This window comes from Candidatus Nitrosotenuis aquarius (genome assembly GCF_002787055.1).
GTDB lineage: Archaea > Thermoproteota > Nitrososphaeria > Nitrososphaerales > Nitrosopumilaceae > Nitrosotenuis > Nitrosotenuis aquarius.
Genome location: NZ_CP024808.1, coordinates 801,668 through 818,425, shown reverse-complemented (window position 1 = coordinate 818,425; position 16,758 = coordinate 801,668). Strand labels below are relative to the sequence as shown.

The 16,758-nt window shown below is 43.3% G+C and carries 26 protein-coding genes; 16 read left to right on the top strand and 10 right to left on the bottom strand.

The window, feature by feature from the left end:
• Positions 1-140 precede the first annotated feature (140 nt).
• On the top strand, positions 141-575 hold the full coding sequence (locus NAQ_RS04905; protein WP_100182505.1) for a hypothetical protein: 435 nt from the start codon (positions 141-143) through the stop codon (positions 573-575).
• Here NAQ_RS04905 and NAQ_RS04900 read toward each other — a convergent pair.
• Genes NAQ_RS04900 through NAQ_RS04890 form a run of 3 tightly spaced genes read right to left on the bottom strand, consistent with a single transcriptional unit; the run spans position 568 to position 2,478 of the window.
• On the bottom strand, positions 568-1,101 hold the full coding sequence (locus tag NAQ_RS04900) for a hypothetical protein (RefSeq protein WP_100182504.1): 534 nt from the start codon (positions 1,099-1,101) through the stop codon (positions 568-570). The two genes, NAQ_RS04905 and NAQ_RS04900, sit on opposite strands and share 8 nt — an antisense overlap.
• 39 nt (positions 1,102-1,140) lie before the next feature.
• On the bottom strand, positions 1,141-1,692 hold the full coding sequence (locus NAQ_RS04895) for a hypothetical protein (RefSeq protein WP_100182503.1): 552 nt from the start codon (positions 1,690-1,692) through the stop codon (positions 1,141-1,143).
• 30 nt (positions 1,693-1,722) lie between these two features.
• Positions 1,723-2,478: a coenzyme F420-0:L-glutamate ligase gene (locus NAQ_RS04890; RefSeq protein WP_245871753.1), complete on the bottom strand. Its 756-nt coding sequence runs from the start codon at positions 2,476-2,478 to the stop codon at positions 1,723-1,725.
• A gap of 74 nt (positions 2,479-2,552) precedes the next feature.
• Here NAQ_RS04890 and NAQ_RS04885 point away from each other — a divergent pair, with 74 nt between their 5' ends.
• From NAQ_RS04885 to leuD, 4 genes are read left to right on the top strand one after another with little or no spacing between them, the layout of a single operon-like run.
• Positions 2,553-3,821 (top strand): 3-isopropylmalate dehydratase large subunit, encoded by a 1,269-nt coding sequence (locus NAQ_RS04885; RefSeq protein ID WP_100182501.1) that lies wholly within the window; start codon positions 2,553-2,555, stop codon positions 3,819-3,821.
• On the top strand, positions 3,821-4,303 hold the full coding sequence (locus NAQ_RS04880; RefSeq protein WP_100182500.1) for a 3-isopropylmalate dehydratase small subunit: 483 nt from the start codon (positions 3,821-3,823) through the stop codon (positions 4,301-4,303). The genes NAQ_RS04885 and NAQ_RS04880 overlap by 1 nt, the downstream gene beginning before the upstream one ends.
• A gap of 35 nt (positions 4,304-4,338) precedes the next feature.
• Positions 4,339-5,745, top strand: coding sequence for a 3-isopropylmalate dehydratase large subunit (gene leuC / locus NAQ_RS04875; RefSeq protein WP_100182499.1), 1,407 nt, complete (start codon positions 4,339-4,341; stop codon positions 5,743-5,745).
• Positions 5,746-6,318 carry a 3-isopropylmalate dehydratase small subunit gene (leuD, locus tag NAQ_RS04870; RefSeq protein WP_100182498.1) on the top strand — a complete coding sequence of 191 codons (573 nt, stop codon included), beginning with the start codon at positions 5,746-5,748 and terminating at the stop codon, positions 6,316-6,318. It abuts the gene before it with no gap.
• Here the strand turns inward: leuD and NAQ_RS04865 are convergent.
• Genes NAQ_RS04865 through NAQ_RS04845 form a run of 5 tightly spaced genes read right to left on the bottom strand, consistent with a single transcriptional unit; the run spans position 6,306 to position 8,927 of the window.
• Complete coding sequence (locus NAQ_RS04865; RefSeq protein ID WP_100182497.1) at positions 6,306-7,022, bottom strand: nucleotidyltransferase family protein; 717 nt, start codon at positions 7,020-7,022, stop codon at positions 6,306-6,308. The two genes, leuD and NAQ_RS04865, sit on opposite strands and share 13 nt — an antisense overlap.
• A 1-nt stretch (position 7,023) precedes the next feature.
• On the bottom strand, positions 7,024-7,470 hold the full coding sequence (rpsI, locus tag NAQ_RS04860; RefSeq protein ID WP_100182496.1) for a 30S ribosomal protein S9: 447 nt from the start codon (positions 7,468-7,470) through the stop codon (positions 7,024-7,026).
• Positions 7,467-7,910 carry a 50S ribosomal protein L13 gene (locus NAQ_RS04855; RefSeq protein ID WP_245871751.1) on the bottom strand — a complete coding sequence of 148 codons (444 nt, stop codon included), beginning with the start codon at positions 7,908-7,910 and terminating at the stop codon, positions 7,467-7,469. The genes rpsI and NAQ_RS04855 overlap by 4 nt, the downstream gene beginning before the upstream one ends.
• The gene (locus NAQ_RS04850) at positions 7,903-8,250 is read right to left on the bottom strand and encodes a 50S ribosomal protein L18e (protein ID WP_100182495.1); all 348 of its coding nucleotides are present in this window, start codon (positions 8,248-8,250) and stop codon (positions 7,903-7,905) included. The genes NAQ_RS04855 and NAQ_RS04850 overlap by 8 nt, the downstream gene beginning before the upstream one ends.
• 38 nt (positions 8,251-8,288) lie before the next feature.
• Positions 8,289-8,927, bottom strand: coding sequence for a DNA-directed RNA polymerase subunit D (locus tag NAQ_RS04845; protein WP_100183457.1), 639 nt, complete (start codon positions 8,925-8,927; stop codon positions 8,289-8,291).
• Positions 8,928-9,021: 94 nt separating this feature from the next.
• Here NAQ_RS04845 and NAQ_RS04840 point away from each other — a divergent pair, with 94 nt between their 5' ends.
• The 9 genes from NAQ_RS04840 to NAQ_RS04800 are packed head-to-tail and all read left to right on the top strand — an operon-like array spanning position 9,022 to position 14,230.
• Positions 9,022-9,708, top strand: coding sequence for a ribosome assembly factor SBDS (locus tag NAQ_RS04840; protein WP_100182494.1), 687 nt, complete (start codon positions 9,022-9,024; stop codon positions 9,706-9,708).
• Complete coding sequence (gene rrp4, locus NAQ_RS04835) at positions 9,708-10,388, top strand: exosome complex RNA-binding protein Rrp4 (RefSeq protein ID WP_100182493.1); 681 nt, start codon at positions 9,708-9,710, stop codon at positions 10,386-10,388. The genes NAQ_RS04840 and rrp4 overlap by 1 nt, the downstream gene beginning before the upstream one ends.
• A 2-nt stretch (positions 10,389-10,390) precedes the next feature.
• Positions 10,391-11,122, top strand: a complete 732-nt coding sequence (gene rrp41 / locus NAQ_RS04830) for an exosome complex exonuclease Rrp41 (RefSeq protein WP_100182492.1) — start codon at positions 10,391-10,393, stop codon at positions 11,120-11,122.
• Positions 11,119-11,928 carry an exosome complex protein Rrp42 gene (gene rrp42, locus NAQ_RS04825; protein ID WP_100182491.1) on the top strand — a complete coding sequence of 270 codons (810 nt, stop codon included), beginning with the start codon at positions 11,119-11,121 and terminating at the stop codon, positions 11,926-11,928. The genes rrp41 and rrp42 overlap by 4 nt, the downstream gene beginning before the upstream one ends.
• Positions 11,929-12,141, top strand: coding sequence for an eL43 family ribosomal protein (locus NAQ_RS04820; protein ID WP_100182490.1), 213 nt, complete (start codon positions 11,929-11,931; stop codon positions 12,139-12,141).
• The gene (locus tag NAQ_RS04815; RefSeq protein ID WP_100182489.1) at positions 12,125-12,373 is read left to right on the top strand and encodes a KEOPS complex subunit Pcc1; all 249 of its coding nucleotides are present in this window, start codon (positions 12,125-12,127) and stop codon (positions 12,371-12,373) included. The genes NAQ_RS04820 and NAQ_RS04815 overlap by 17 nt, the downstream gene beginning before the upstream one ends.
• Before the next feature lie 22 nt (positions 12,374-12,395).
• Entirely contained in the window at positions 12,396-12,767 is a 372-nt protein-coding gene (locus NAQ_RS04810; protein WP_100183456.1) for a prefoldin subunit beta, read from the top strand.
• A gap of 25 nt (positions 12,768-12,792) precedes the next feature.
• On the top strand, positions 12,793-13,476 hold the full coding sequence (locus NAQ_RS04805) for an ERCC4 domain-containing protein (protein WP_100182488.1): 684 nt from the start codon (positions 12,793-12,795) through the stop codon (positions 13,474-13,476).
• Between the two features lies 1 nt (position 13,477).
• Entirely contained in the window at positions 13,478-14,230 is a 753-nt protein-coding gene (locus NAQ_RS04800) for a sulfurtransferase (RefSeq protein WP_100182487.1), read from the top strand.
• Here NAQ_RS04800 and NAQ_RS04795 read toward each other — a convergent pair.
• Positions 14,216-14,695, bottom strand: a complete 480-nt coding sequence (locus NAQ_RS04795) for an NOB1 family endonuclease (RefSeq protein WP_100182486.1) — start codon at positions 14,693-14,695, stop codon at positions 14,216-14,218. The genes NAQ_RS04800 and NAQ_RS04795 overlap by 15 nt on opposite strands.
• Complete coding sequence (locus NAQ_RS04790; protein WP_100182485.1) at positions 14,685-15,503, bottom strand: NAD(+)/NADH kinase; 819 nt, start codon at positions 15,501-15,503, stop codon at positions 14,685-14,687. The genes NAQ_RS04795 and NAQ_RS04790 overlap by 11 nt, the downstream gene beginning before the upstream one ends.
• Positions 15,504-15,593: 90 nt before the next feature.
• Between NAQ_RS04790 and NAQ_RS04785 the strand changes: the two genes are divergently transcribed.
• Together NAQ_RS04785 and NAQ_RS04780 are read left to right on the top strand one after the other, a co-directional pair.
• On the top strand, positions 15,594-16,439 hold the full coding sequence (locus NAQ_RS04785) for a sulfurtransferase (RefSeq protein WP_100182484.1): 846 nt from the start codon (positions 15,594-15,596) through the stop codon (positions 16,437-16,439).
• Positions 16,439-16,750, top strand: coding sequence for a hypothetical protein (locus tag NAQ_RS04780; RefSeq protein WP_100182483.1), 312 nt, complete (start codon positions 16,439-16,441; stop codon positions 16,748-16,750). The genes NAQ_RS04785 and NAQ_RS04780 overlap by 1 nt, the downstream gene beginning before the upstream one ends.
• Positions 16,751-16,758: the final 8 nt, after the last annotated feature.

The following is a 16,758-nucleotide window of genomic DNA, read 5'->3' as shown; positions in this document are numbered from 1 at the left end:
GTTCAGAATCGGTTTTTAATTTATTCTGCTTCTGTGTTTGACGCATAGAAACTCAAAGATTTTGGCTGCAAAACCAGTCATAAATTGACTAATTCTTAACGGAAATTAAAATAACCTCGATCTAACTACTCCCTCTGTAATTGAATCTGACTGAAGCAAACAAGATATTTAGAAAATCCATAATCAAAGGTTACTTTGAGCCAAACTTGCTGAATCTTGATTTTAGCAAATCAAACATCAAGCATCCTACCATACCTGATGATGGCCTGATGCAATCTAGTTTGTTGCACATATTTTTTGATGTTGAGACTGGCTCTGATTATCCGGATGGTGATGAATGGTTCATTGCAGAATTTTTATTCCCATACAATATCAAAATTCCAGATTCTGTAAAGGGCCCTGATTACTTTACAACACTGTCGCTAAGTGATGGGAAAAATTTCTGGCACCATCGCGAGCTGATCCGCTTCAAATATGGAAAGTCAAAAAAGCTAGTCGAATCACTGGAATTTTTGGATTCCAAATACAAAGAATTACACTCAATGCTAGAACCGCTAGAAAAAGATATTAAATAATCATCTTCCATGTGTTGTTCACTAAAACAAATCTCTTGTTGTTTGCAAACAATGTGTGCATTTTCCATTTCCTAGTTTCTGTATCAAATTTGTAAATGACCTTGGACACGTCCTCAATATTTTCAAAATTCAGATGATATGATAACAACTCTATTACAAAATCAAGTTTTTCAAGTGCGTTGTCAAATGTGTCTTTTTCCTCAACATCAAGTATGAATGCTATTTTTGGTGCACCTGTAAATCCGATGCCTACCTTGAGCGAGTTTTTTCTGCCTCGTCGTCGCCTCATTTCCTTGAAAATGTATTTTATCTTGTCCCATCTGTGGTATTCAAACCATTTGAAAAATTCTTCATTGAATGCAAGCGGAATGTTGATCTCTACGACACTGACAAAATCTGGATCTCGCTCTGTGATCTCGTCCTGTGAAATTCTGAATCGCTCTGCCAACAATCCGTATATGACTTCGATTTCCCATGGGGACACGCCATAATGTCCTAATTCTACAGAGAGAAAACCATCACTCATTGAACTGGTTTGGTAAAAAATTGTAATTAAGTCTTCAAGCTAGAATATCGTATCTAGATATTTCCATAGATAAAACACGCCTACAGTACCGATAAAAAATATCATTGGCTTCCAGGCAAAGACCGGGATGTTTGGTGTGGCAAGTGTTATTTTGTAATTGTCAAGTATGCCATGGATGTGATTTTTTACCTTGTTGTGCCAGATTTTGTATTCTATTTGGTGTTTTTTTAAGAGTGCTTCTATCTCATAAATGACTGGGGTTCGCTGGCAAAACAAATGTTGCAGGTAATCACGTGATACCTCGACTTCGGCTTCAATTCCGACCTCACCGTTTTTTCTATCAAATAATCGCAAATGCATCTCCCATGGTTTTTTTAATTTCAGAGACAGCCCGTCCCCTATCTGGGCTTCTTGCTTGTGCTCAAATTTTACTTTGGTGAATCCCTCTTTGAGCATTATGTTGTATAGTTCCTCTGCGCTTTTTTTCACAATAACTGTGAGCTGCTCTACTCCTTTGGCATCAATGTCGATAAAGTGGTTTTTTCCACTGCCAAACGATACTGTCCTTGGATATCTGGTCAGATACTGCATTGGCCATTCTTTGAATTTACTTTATTTAAATTAGTTAGCAAAGCCGCGCATGTACACGCAGAGATCTGATGATATTGACATTTCATCTGGCTTGATTTTGCGTGATGTGAGTTTTACTCCAGATTCTTTGATTATTACAATCGGTGTGGATTCTGAGCCTTCCCCCATGGTATGGTTTGCAATTGTTGCCAAATTGTCTGCAGTTGCTTTCATGGTGACTCGCAAGGGGTTTCCATCTAGGTCTTTTTGGCCACGCACATCTTGTATTGGCTCAAAGCCAGATGTTGCTATTGCAACCCCTATGGTTCCTGCCCTTGCGGGCATTAGCCTGCTGTCTACTAGAATTACTCCTACATGGACTCCAAGATTTAGCAGAATTTTTTTCCGGATATTTTCTGTTATTGTATATGGCAAATCCGGGTATAGTATTGCGGTGCCCTTTTCTACGTTGGACTTGTCAATTCCAGCATTTGGAGCCAAGATGTGGTCTGCTGATGTGAGAACAAATCCCGTCACTCCGCCTAACCTTTTATCAGATTCACGCAGGATGACTTCGGCAAATTTTGAGTCTATTTGGTATTTTTTTGATAATTCTGATGCTTCCGACGACGGCCTAGTCTTTGTAATGTCTAGTAATCGCCCCTGGGAATTTGCCACATATTTGCTTGAAATCACAATAATGTCGCCTGTTTCCAAGACATGTGGTTTTACTGATTCTATAATATCCTCATACAGTTCAAAGCTGGATCGTTTTCTTGAGGTCTTGATTGGAATTATTCTGGTCAATGGTATTGTTGCGGTTTTCGCATTTTTTATCCTTCTCCAAAGCTTTTAATCTGAAATGACTCGATCTTTGTTCTGTGAATATAACAGAAAAGATTCTTGCACGTGCATCCGGCAAATCAAGCGTTGCACCAGACGATATCATATTTGCAAATGTGGACAAGGCAATGATTCACGATGTTTCAGGACCTGGTGTAATCAAGGTATTTGAAAAGCTCCAAAAACAAGGAATTCCAACAGACAGACTCTGGAATTCATCCAAAGTCTGGGTTGCAGAAGACCACTTTGTGCCGTCCGCTGAAAAGATCTCTGCTGAAAACATTGTCAAGCTGACAAAATTTACAAAACAATATGGAATTGAAAAACACTTCAAGTATGGAATGGGGCAGTATGGAATCTGCCATACCTTGTCTCATGAGGAGGCAATGGTCTTGCCTGGAGAAGTTTATGTTGGAGGCGACTCCCATACTAACACCACTGGTGCACTAGGCGCATTTGCCTGCGGCTTAGGCCATACTGATGTTGCATATGTTTTGCTAAACGGCAGAATTTGGTTCAAGGTCCCAGAGACATTATACTTTAAGCTGAATGGCAAATTACCTGATCACATGATGGCAAAAGACTTGATACTCAAAATAATTGGCGATATTGGCACCGAAGGTGCTGCGTATTATGCAATGCAGTTTGGCGGTAGCGGAATTTCTGAAATGTCCGTAGAATCAAGATTGACATTATGCAACATGACTACCGAGGCAGGTGCCAAAAACGGAATAATCGAGCCGGACCAAAAAGTCTTTGATTATTTATCCCAAAGAGGCGCCGCAAAATACACTCCCGTATATGGAGATGCGGACGCAGAATATGCTAAGGTATACGAATACGAGGCATCAGAACTAGAGCCGACAATAGCAAAACCATATTCTCCTGAAAACATTGCAACAGTGCGCGACGTTGCAGGAATTGAGCTGGACAAATCCTACATTGGCTCTTGTACTGGAGCAAAATACGAAGACCTCGAGGCGGCAGCCAAAATCCTAAAGGGCCGCCAAGTAAAAATCAGAACCGAAGTTCTTCCAGCTGCAATATCAATATACAAGAGAGCAATGGAAAATGGCTTGCTCAAAATATTTCTAGATGCCGGAGTCACAGTTGGTCCGCCGACATGCGGTGCATGCTGTGGTGCACACATGGGAGTATTGGCAAAAGATGAAATCTGCATCAGTACCACAAACAGGAATTTCCCTGGCAGGATGGGTCATGTCGAATCACAGACATATCTGGCGTCTCCACTAGTTGCTGCAGCGTCTGCTGTTACTGGCAAAATAACTGATCCGCGTGATTTGTAATGGGCAAAGTAATCAAATACGAAAAAGACAACATTGACACTGATGTTATTTTGCCTGGTCAGTATCTCAAGTTACACGACTATGACGAAATAGCAAAGCACGCAATGGAAGGAATTGACCCAGATTTTCACTCCAAGGTGCAAAAGGGGGATTTTTTGGTGGCAGGCCGAAACTTTGGATGTGGTTCATCGCGAGAGCACGCACCAATTGCCCTTAGCCAATGCGGAATAAAGGGCGTAATCGCAGTAACCTTTGCCAGAATATTCTATAGAAATGCAGTCGATGGAGGATTCTTGCTTCCAATTGAAGTGGATGAGGATACCTACAAGAAAATCTCTGACGGAGACCAAATCGAAGTGGATATAACAAAAAACCAGATCAAAAATCTGACCAAAAACCAGACCTATTCCATGAAGCCATTCTCAGAAATTGTGGCCAAAATAATTGAGGCGGGCGGCCTCTTCAAGTACAAGCCTGACTAATTTACAATTTTATACCTAGATTGCTGATCACACGTATGGCCAAGACCTTGTTTGAGAAAATCTGGGACTCGCACAAAGTAGACGAAATTGACGGCCGCACTCTAATCTATATTGACAGGCACATGGTACACGAGGTTACCTCACCTCAGGCATTTGACGGCCTTCGAATGAACAAACGAAAGGTGCGCAGGCCGGACCTGACATTTGCTACCATGGATCACAACGTGCCGACAACAAACAGATCATTGCCTATAGTTGACCAAATCGCTGCAACACAAATCAAGACCCTGGAAAAAAACTGCCAAGAGTTTGGGATTCCGTTGTTTGGCCTGGATTCGCCATACCAGGGAATAGTGCATGTCATAGGGCCTGAGCTTGGAATCACTTTGCCTGGCACCACAATAGTATGCGGTGACTCACATACATCCACACATGGTGCATTTGGAGCATTTGCTCTGGGAATTGGTACATCTGATGTAGAACATATATTAGCGACCCAATGCCTTGTTTTGGACAAGCCAAAAACATTTGAAATAAGAGTTGATGGCAAAAGAAAAAACACACACGCAATTACTGCCAAGGATATCATACTGTCTATAATCAAAAAAATCGGAACTGCTGGAGGCAATGGCACCGTACTGGAATATCGAGGACAGGCAATCTCGGATCTATCCATGGATGAGCGCATGACTATATGCAACATGTCGATAGAAGGAGGAGCACGTGCAGGCCTAGTCGCACCTGACCAGAAAACATTTGATTATCTTAGGAATAAAAAGTATACCCCAAAAAACTATGACGATCTAGTGGAAAAATGGAAAAATACACTAAAAACAGATGACGGGGCAAAATTCGACAAGTCCTTTGCAATTGACGCATCACAAATCATACCTCAGGTAAGCTGGGGGACAAACCCTGCAATGACTGCAGACGTCACAGAATCTGTGCCAGAGCCTGCCGAGTTTGCCAAGGGTGATTCCAGTCAAGAGACTGCTGCAAAAAATGCTTTACAATACATGGACCTAAAATCTGGCACACCAATTACTGATATCAAAATAGACCGTGTCTTTATTGGCTCTTGCACCAACGCACGACTGCAAGACCTAGTAGAGGCCGCAAGCATAATCCAGGGAAGAAAGGCATCACCAAATGTTCGGGTGATGGTGGTCCCAGGATCCCAGCAAGTAAAGAAAAAGGCAGAAGAGATGGGCCTTGACAAAATCTTCAAGGATGCTAACTTTGAGTGGCGCGAGTCTGGATGCAGCATGTGCCTTGGAATGAATCCTGATATCTTGTCACGCGGCGAGAGATGCGCAAGCACATCAAATAGAAACTTTGAGGGAAGGCAGGGGGCTGGTGGCAGAACTCATTTGGTTAGTCCTATTATGGCAGCAGCTGCCGCAATTGAAGGACACTTTGTAGATGTACGGGAATGGGTCTAGATGGAAAAACTAGGTCTAGTTTCCAGCATAATAACGCCTCTTGATAGGCCAAACGTGGACACCGACCAAATTGTGCCAAAACAATTCCTCAAATTGGTGCAAAGAACAGGCTTTGGGCAGTTTTTGTTCTATGATTGGCGCTTTGATCAAAACAACTCTCTGAGAAAGGAATTTGTCCTAAATGATCCAAAATACGAAAGATCTCACATTTTGGTTAGCGGTGACAACTTTGGGTGTGGCTCTAGCCGTGAGCACGCAGCCTGGGCTATTAAGGACTATGGGTTTGATGTTGTAATTGCGCCCTCGTTTGCTGATATATTTTACAATAATTGCTTCAAAAACGGCATATTGCCAATATCTCTGCCAAAAGAAATTGTAAATGATCTGATGAAGACTGACTCTGTTGTACAAGTGGATCTTGCGTCGCAGACAATAAAATACAATTCAAAGTCTATTCATTTTGACATTGACGAATCGCGAAAAAAGACGTTATTGGAAGGCCTAGACGACATTGCAGTAACTCTGCAGCACGAAAACAAAATTACCCAATTTGAAAAAAGTCACGCATTGTGATTTATTGAATTAATTATTTTTTTAATATCGTCTGATTTTCTTTGCAGAATGGAAGGAGATTCTACGTCGACCCAGGGAGTTTTGCCAATATCAAAGGAGCTTACTTGTCCCTTTTTTGATAATTCCTGCAAAATGTCATAGGATAGGTTCATGTTTTTCTTTGATTTTGATTTTATAATGTCGATGATTTTGCCTGACAATATGTAGATCCCAGTGCATTCACAATCTTCCATCCTTATGGTCGGCTTTTCAATGAATTGGGTGATTATTCCGTCATCGACTTGGGCAAAACCAGTTTCCTCTTTGCGGAATTGCCTTGTGGCAATGCATGCCATGCTTTTTTTGTCGGTATAATGCTTGTACATTTTTCTCAAATCAAGGGCGCAAAGATTGTCTGCAAACCATAAAACGAACGGCCCTTTTTTTACTAGGCCTGCCAAGTGCATCAGATCTCCTGCAGTCCCACTTGCAGAATCTTGGATGAATCGTATCTTTGATTTCTCAAAATAGTTCTTTATCTGTCCTCCAAAGCCGCTCAAGTCACAAACTACGATTATCTCCGATATGAAATCAAATGAGGAAAGGTGCTTTATGATGTGAAAAATCAGCGGCTTTTCATACACTGGAATCATTGCCTTTGGAAAATAATCAGTAAAAGGTCTTGCACGCGTTCCTTTGCCGCCTGCCAAGATTACTGCTTTCAATCTACCTGTATGATTTCTGCTTTCTTCTTCTTGCGCCAGGTCCGCCAAACTTCTTTGGCTCTTTTCTTCTGGCATCTCCACTCAGGAGGTGTTTATCAAAATCGTTTAGTCTTTTCCTAAGATCGGTTCTTGTCTGCTTTGGGAACGGGTGCTCTTTTGGCTCTTTTTTGGATTTTGTCCAGCCCGTGAGTGCTCGTGATATTGCAGTTGCTGCTGCATATGCCTGACCCATGAATCCTCCGCCCTTTACTCGAACTGAAATGTCTACTTTGGATCTTAGGTCTCCTGCAATTTCTAGTGGTGATAGAATTACTTCTCTTGCTGACTCTTGGTTTATCATCTCTGCTGGGACATTGTTGATTCTAATTCGGCCAGAGCCCTTTGTTATGTAGACATGGGCTCGTGACGTCTTTCTTGTTGCAAAATAGATTTCAGTTTTTGGAGTCATCGATTCCATCCTACTTCTTGTGCCAAATCGGACATGCTGGTATAGTTTGCAATCGGTCTTGTTATTTTTGCTGAATCAAAGCTTGTTTTCTTGGATGTGCCCATTCCACTTGGAACTCCTACATATGTTCTCAGTCTTCGCAGTGCTGCAGTTCCGGATGGTTTTTTTCTTGGAAGCATTCCGCGAATCATTCTTGCGATGATTGTGTCTGGTCTGCGTGGGTGGTATGGCCCGTGCTCTGGGTGTAAAATGCTGGAAATTCCAAGAAAGTTCTTGTAGTTTTGAATAATATTTCGTCTGTTTCCGCTGATCAGAATCTTTTCACAGTTTATTATGGTTACATGGTTTCCTTGCAGGAGAAGTTTCGCCACATTTGAGCTGAGTCTTCCTGCCAGCAGATTTGTTCCGTCAACTATGACTGATTGTGCTTGGTCAGCCAATTATTTTCACTCCCTTTCCTGTTGGGAATTTGGAAATTAGGTCAGAATATGATACAATTTTGCCACCTGCCGCCTTAATCTTTTTGGCAGCTGCAGCAGATATTGCAAATGAGCACAGCGTTACCTTGTGAGAAATATTGCCTGTTCCTAGTACCTTGCCTGGAACTATGATGATATCGTTGTCTGAGGTTACTCGGTTTATCTTTGTGACATTGACTAGTCTTTTTGCTATCTTTGGCTTGAGTGCCATTTCTGCAAGATCTGCCCAAATTGGAGCCTTGTTCTTTGCAGAAGCTGTCTTGAGCTCTTTTACCATTCCTTGGACTAGCTGATTGGTCATAGATATTGCGCTTTTGGAACCCAAATATAATGTTATGATTAGGCTTTTAGCTCTGCAATGACTTGCTTGAAGTCTTCTAGTCTTTGAGCAAGCTCGTCAACGCCGGCAGTAACTATTTGCTCTGGGCCAAGTGCACCGGTGCTCTCTACAGTAAGGATGAATTCATCTGGCTTGTCGGTGTGTGTTAGAACTGAGACATTGGCGGAATTCCATTTTGCGTGGGTTGTTCCTCGTCCTAGTCTTGCATATGCCTCTAGCTTTACCTTTTGTCCTGGTGCAATCTGGACAATTGGGATTTTGTCGGAAACTGGCTTTACTGTTTGGTCTTCAGAGCTTAATTCCGATGATGTGATTGTTCTTGTGGTGTCGGTATCGCCAGAATCAATTACCAACATTACCCTGCAATTTGAGCAGCCTGCCTGGCTTTTGCAGGAACACAGGTGTGGCTCTGAGAATCTCTTAAGATCTGTCTTTAGTGGTATGAGGCCCAATCTGTGGGCAATTCCTTCATCTGACATTACGGAAGAATTGTCAATTACGTCTACGGTATCAATAGCAAAGACTGGAACGCCGTTTAGGCAGATTCGTCTTAGTGCGTTTGCGTATTGCAGTGCTACGCCCTTTATCTTGACTGAAATACGGTTTTTGTCTTGTGAAATTATCTCCAAAGAAGGCAATTTGAAAAAATTTTTCCAAGTCCACATAAAAATCTAGCGTGGGTTTTGAGCCAAATTTGACAGAGATAAATACCAATATTTCATTACCAAACCCATGACTGACGTAACAGTAATTCGGCATTCGGTGGCGGGAGAAAAGTTCGAGATTCTAGTAAAGCCGGATCCTGCCCTGGAATACAAGCTTGGCAAAAGAAAGGACGTCTCAACTGTTTTGGTATCTGATGAGGTCTATACTGATTCCAACAAGGGAACCCGGGCATCCACTGAGAAACTGCTCAAGGCATTCAAGACACAGGACACCAATGCTATAATAGAAATCATACTCAAAAAGGGCGACCTTAACCTTACCACTGATCAGAGGCGCAAAATGGTTACAGAAAAAAGAAAGCAGATAATCGAGTTTATTGCAAAGACCTACGTCGATCCCAGATCACACCTGCCACACCCGCCGCTTCGAATAGAGCAAGCGCTAGAGCAGGCAAGAATCTCAATTGATCCTTTCAAAAACACTGAAGAGCAGTGCAAGGATGTGGTGGAGTCTCTTAGAAGCATCATACCGCTAAAATCAGAAAACATGCTGCTGGAAATTTTGGTTCCGGCGCAATATGCGGGTCAGTCCTATGCTGTCCTCAAATCGACCGGCACGCTAAAAAAAGAAGAATGGCAAAATAACGGATCACTTAAAGCAATACTAGAAATACCTGCGGGGGCAAGGGCAAGCGTGATCGACAGACTAGGTTCCATTACCAAAGGCTCTGCAACAGTGGAGATGGTCAAGTAATGGATGATATCAAAAGAAAATACGTCATACCTGGCGATGTCATAACAACCGGTCCGTATAGAGCAGAAGAAAACGTCCATCTTTATGGCGACAAAATAATTGCGACAACCGTTGGCATTTCTGAAATTTTTGACAGCGGCGTTCGAGTAATTCCTTTGGCTGGAATGTATATTCCGCGAATTGATGACTTTATCATTGGTATAGTAAAATCTCACACGTCTCTTTCTTGGGAGCTAAACATCAACTCGTGTTATGCGGGTATATTGCCTGCGCAAGATGTCTTTGGCCGAGACTTTAACCCAAAGGTAGATGATCTTACTTCACGACTAAAGACAGGTGATCTGATTGCGGCGCGCGTTGCAAACTCTGACAGATCACGCGACCCACTAATCACAATAGCGGACAGGGACTTGGGCAAAATTGAAGAAGGCGAACTAATCAAAATCTCTCCTAGCAAGGTTCCGCGACTGATTGGCAAGCGCGGCTCTATGATCCAAACAATAGAGAGCGCAACAAAAGCAATAATCACAATAGGGCAAAACGGATTTGTTGTGGTGTCGTGCGAGGAGCCAGAGGGATTATTAAAGGCCATGGAAGCAATCAAAACGGTCGAAGAACAAGCACACGTTCCAAATCTGACTGAAAGAATACAACAAATGTTAGGATCAAATAGTGAATAATAATGGGTGTAAAAAAAACAGACATAGTACTACTAGACGATAAAGGAATTCGCTGCGACGGCAGAAAAATCAACGAGCCTCGCAGAATCATGATTAAAGCTGGCGTTCTCAAAAACGCAAACGGCTCTGCATATATCGAGTTTGGCGAAAACAAAATCTTGGCAGGAGTATTTGGCCCAAGAGATGTTCATCCAAAACACCTGGCAAACACCGACCGCGGAATTTTGCGATGCAGATACCACATGCAGCCATTCTCAGTAGGAGAGAGAAAGAATCCGGCGCCATCTAGAAGAGAAATTGAGATTTCCAAAGTAATCAAAGAGGCACTAGAGCCAGCAGTAATGTTGGAGAATTTCCCAAGAACCGTAGTTGACGTCTTCATAGAGATTCTACAGGCGGACGGCGGTTCTAGATGTGCCGCACTAGATGCTGCAGCCGTTGCATTGGCAGACGCTGGAATTCCAATGCGAGACATGGTTTCTGCATGTGCCGCAGGCAAGGTAGCTGATACCATAGTACTTGACATCAACAACGAGGAAGACCAGGAAGGACAGGCAGACATGCCAGTAGCATACATGCCAAACTTGGGCAAAATTACACTGATCCAGCTTGATGGGGTATTGACACCACAGGAATATGAAAAATGCGTCAATACAGCACTGGAAGGATGCAAAATCGTTTATGAAGTTCAGAAAAAGGCATTACAGGAAAAATTCTTTGGTGATTCGCAATGACCTCGACTACAATACTAGATGACCTAAAAAAGAAAAAAATTCATGCTTTACTCAAAGAAGGACAGCGAGTTGACGGCCGTGCACTGGATGAGCCAAGGCAGCTGATAATTGACACTGGCGTCATTCCAAAGGCAGAAGGCTCTGCGCGAGTACGACTGGGCGATACCGAAGTAGTATGTGGTGTCAAGGTACAGCCCGATAAGCCGTTTCCGGATTTGGGAGACAGGGGAATTTTTATCTGCACTGCGGAAATCTTGCCACTGGCAGATCCTACTGCAGAGCCAGGCCCGCCAGGCGAAGAAGTAATAGAACTAGCACGTGTGGTAGACAGGGGCATTAGAGAAAGCGGAATGGTTGACCTCAAGCAACTAGTCCTAGAAAAGGACAAGTCCGTAGTTGGCATATTCATTGACAATTCTGTTACTGACTATGATGGAAATCTCTTTGATGCATGCTCTTATGCATCTGTTGCAAGCGTTCTTTCCTGTAAGATTCCAAAATACAACTATGCTGATGGGGTTGTGACCAAAGTAGAAGGCGAATTCACAGCACCGCCAATCACAACAATCCCTGTCTCTGTCACAATGGGCAAAATTGGCAATAACATCATAGTTGACCCCAATGCAGACGAATGGGCATGTATGGACGCAAGAATAACGATTACGACAAACGCCGCAGGAAACATTTGCGCAATCCAAAAGGGTGGTACTGATGGATTCACGCCAGAAGAACTGGTGCAATGCGGCAAAATCTCAATTGCGACCGGAGCAAAAATAAGGGACATCCTAAAAAAGGCAGGTAATTAAATGCTCAAAAAAGGCGCATCACTCAAAGGTCTTAGACAAAAATACGGAATCAAGCACAGAAAGAAATTCTCTGCGGTACATTCTGTACTAAAACAAAAAAGAAAGTGCCCACAATGCGGCTCGCTCCGATTTGGACGAGAGGCGGTAGGAATTTGGTCGTGCAAAAAATGCGGATACAAAGTTACTGGAACCGCATATGACGTCGCAGTTTAGTGCTGTGTTGTACATCAGGGACAAAGGTAAAACACAAGCAATTTTTGATTCTCTGTCTGCTGACAATAGGTTTTATCCGGAAAACCCAACAAAAACAAAAATCACTCTGAAAAAAGACACGATCCATATAGAAATAACTGCTGATGAGCTTGCGCACTTGAGGGCAAACCTAAACTCTACACTTCGATTGATACAGGCAAGCTCGGACTCGCTTGAATCGCTAAAGATATAAGAAATTCAAAGTGATCACAGACATGTCACAAGGCCAGCAAATTCCTCCATGGTTGCAGGAACAATTAATGAAACTGCAGCAATCTCAGCAAAACCTGCAATCCATAATGGCGCAAAAGCAACAGCTAGACATGGAGCAAGTCGAATCCGATCGTGCTCTGGAGGAGCTAAAAAAGGCGGCAGACACTGATCCTGTATACAAGCACGCAGGAACAATTCTCATAAAATCTACAAAGACTGCTTTGATTGCAGAACTAGAAGAGAAAAAAGAGCTTGCAAACACACGAATCACGGTATTAGCAAAGCAGGAAACGCGAATCAAGGAAAGCATCAAAGAACAGGAAACAAAAATCAACGAAATGATTCATGGCTCACAAAAACCCCCATCTCAATAAATAACAGACAATAGCACACTACACCATGAAGATAGAAAATCTTCGAATCGTAGTGGATGAGCGCGAAAAAAAAAGCGGCATACCTGATTTACTTAGGGCAGTCGGAATCAATCTGGAGATAAAGACACTTCCTGTAGGGGACTATATTGTTGCGCCAGAGACAATTGTAGAGCGAAAATCCGTATCTGATCTGATATCGTCAATATTTGATGGAAGACTTTTTGATCAGTGCAGCCGACTAAAGGAGCACTTTGCACATCCAGTCATACTGATGGAGGGAAACGTAGAGGAAATAGAGCAAATAGTGGAAAACCCACTTGTGTTCTATGGAGCAATGTCTACAGTTGCAATCGACTTTAAGATTCCAATCATTCCGACGCCAAGCGCTACACACACTGCCAAAATGCTAGTATCAATGTGCTCAAGAAAGGAATCACTGCGCGGACCATTCCTCAAAAAAATCAAAAAATCCGACGACCTATCAAGGCAGCAACTATCTGTTTTGTGCAGTCTGCCCGGAATTGGGGAAAAGCTGGCTACTAGGATGCTTGCCAAGTTTGGCTCACCTTCCAAGACGCTAAACGCATCACTTGCGGATCTTGCCAAGGTGGAGGGGCTAGGCGAGGCGCGCGCCAAAAAAATAAAGCAAATGCTAGATCAGCAAAGCAAGCTACACAAAGAATCAAATCAGAAAACACTGGACCTCTAACATGTTTGTATCGCATCAGTGGCTGGCAGAGCACATCAATGATCCAGTCATAATTGATACAAGACCGAAAATTGCGTATTCGTATGGCCACATTCCAAATTCCATATCTCTGGTGGTGGACCAGCTAATCCAGATCAGTCCTGCTGGGGCGCATCTTGCGCCAGACCCGCAAAAAGCATCGGATCTATTGGGCAATCTTGGAATAGATAATGACAAAACTGTAATAGTCACAGGTGAGCTGATGGATCCGTCCGTGTTCAGAATAGCGTGGACTCTGCAGTATCTGGGCCAAAAAAACACCAAAATCTTGGATGCAAGCATTGGAGCCTGGCAGAGCCTCGGCCTGGAAATAACAAAAACATCAAAGAAACATGCACCGACGCAGTTTGTACCGCAAATTCAAAATAATATCAGAATAGAATCTGGTGAGCTGCAAGGGTTGCTTGGCAATTCCACAATATTGGACGCAAGGACTCCGCAAGAGTTCTTTGGGGGGCACATTCCGGGATCTGTCCTGTTTCCGTTCACTGACGGGATTGGCCAGGACGGAATGCTGCTTGACTCTAGAGAATCTCTGAGAAACCTGTTCTCACAAAGAGGAATTCCACATGACAAACAAGTAATATGTTACTGCATGCATGGGCACCGCGCATCCAGCCTTTTCTATCAGGCAAGACTGGCGGGATTTGAAAATGTCAGGCTCTATGATGGCTCATTTGTGGACTGGTATTTCAAAAAACTACCGCTTGAGTAGCTTTCTGTTTAGCTTGTTGCCGCAGTTTGGGCAAAACTCTAATCCTGAGAACTCTATTCTGCAGCCTGAACAATAATGGCGCCACTTTCCAACATCGCGTATACCCTTTGTCATTATTGGCTGTACTTGGAGCCTGAGGTTTTTTGCAAGGTTTGATATCGCAAAATCATCCGTGACCAGAGTTGCTTTTAGCTGGCGTGCCAGGGCGACTGCAGAAATGTCTGCCTTTGACAGCTTTTGCACATCACCTGTCTTTTTTGCTTCATTGGAAACAAATTCCACACTTGCTGGATCTGGGTCTTGTACCTGCAGCCTGTTTGTGTCCAGCAGAATCTCTAGTGCGCCATGGCTTTTTTTGATGTGTCTTATTTCCTCAAAGACGAGCGTTGTTGTCAGGCCCAACTCTGGCGACGCAAAGGGGACTCCGGCATAGAACGCACTGGCATCGTAAACCCTAGACGCCAAGCTTGCTCATCTGTCTTAGGCCGCGCTTTTTGAGTCTGACAAAGACTGCGCGCTTTGGGTGCTTTTTGATTACAATCGGCTCCTCAAATCCAGCCGCCTTGATCACCTGTGCATCCATCACAATATTGGTGTCATGCGAGCAAATCACTTCTATTTTTTCATCAGGCACAACAATTGACGGCAACAATCTGAGAACCGGGGCAACTGGGGTAATTATCAAAATATCGAGGCTTTCGTGCAGTACAGGTCCGCCAAGTGAGAAAGAGTGGCCTGTGGAGCCGCTTGGGGTTGAGATCATGACTCCGTCCATTTTGTGCTTGACAATATCATTTTGGAATTTGATCTCAAATTCCGCAGTCTTGGTCATGTTTTGCCTGTTGATATAGATTTCATTTAGTGCCGGCGGAAACTCTTCTCCACCAGCGGATGCCACAACGCGGGTCCTCTTGTCAAACCAGATCTTGTTTGATTTGATGTCTGAAATCGCCGTGTCTATTTTGTCCAATGTTATCTCTGATAAGATTCCGCGGTTTCCCCCAACGTTTATTGTCAAAAGCGGAATCTCTCCGGCAAGGCTTCTGAATGCTCGAAGGGTAGTGCCGTCTCCACCCATTGTAACTACTAGGTCAAGCTTTTTGTCGTTGAGGTCCTCTACTGATTCTACCTTTTTTGCTCCCTCTACTGTTACTGGCGCTATTGTGAATACCTCGGCCTTGCTTGAGATGAATTTTTTTGCCACCTTTTTTGCGGCATTTTCGGATTCTTCAGAGCCAAACTTGGATACTATGCCTACTCGGTTAAGCTTCAACCCTTTGCTTTTGTATTGTTTGTTTAAAAAATGTAGTTTTTTGATGTGATGGAAAAAATTAATTATGCATAAAATGACATAGAATTGAAAATGACTTACGCACATCCCGAAGTTCTAGTAGACACTGACTATGTGTCAAAAAATCCACCAAACGCAAACCTGAAGCTCGTAGAGGTTGACTATGATCCTGAAAATGGCTACCGAAAGGGCCACATTGCGGGGGCGACTCTGATTTGGTGGAAGCGCGACATTAATGATCCGGTAACTCGAGACATTGTGGATAAAAAACAATTTGAAGAATTAATGTCCAAAAACGGAATCAATCCGGAAAGCGAGGTAATTTTGTATGGCGATTTTAACAACTGGTTTGCGGCATTTGCATTTTGGGTTTTCAAGTATTACGGCCACAAAAACGTCAAAATAATGAATGGCGGCCGCAAAAAATGGGAGCTAGAAAAAAAACCATACATAACAGAAGAGCCAAAAATATCTCCGACTAACTATACTGCACAGCCGCCAGACGAGGGACTGCGCGCATATCTGTTTGATGTAAGGCGCGCGCTAAACAGAAAAGAAATCGGCCTAGTGGATGTGAGATCTCCAAAAGAATTCACCGGAGAAATCACAGCACCACCAGAATATCCAATGGAGCATGCACAAAGAGGTGGACATGTGCCAGGAGCACAAAACATTCCGTGGGCCACTGCAGTAAATGATGCTGATGGCACATTCAAGACAGTAGATGAGCTAAAGCAAAACTATGCCCCAAAGGGAATCACACCTGACAAAGAGATCATTTGTTATTGCAGGATCGGCGAACGCTCATCACATTCTTGGTTTGTCCTAAAGTACTTGCTTGGATACCCACAAGTTAGAAACTATGATGGCTCTTGGACAGAATGGGGCAACATGATTGGCAATCCAGTAGAAAAATAATGAGTCAGGAACTACCAATTCTCAAAAAGGGCGCATTTTACTATATCCGGGATGGCCAGGCCGATCACATCCTAGAAGACAGGACAAAGCGAGGGCTGACTGTGCGCGAGCAGACCACAGATGAAACGTATGGGGTTCTGGCAGACAAGGGCATGATTCACGACATGGACGGAATTGGGTACTGGGTTCCAATTAGATGGTATTACCCAAAAAAAGACCATGATCTTGCCAAAGTGGTGGATCATGCGGAAAAGATGGAGAAAAAATACACGGAACTGCGCGAACTTACCTGTCCTGACGACTCGGATTGAATAAGATT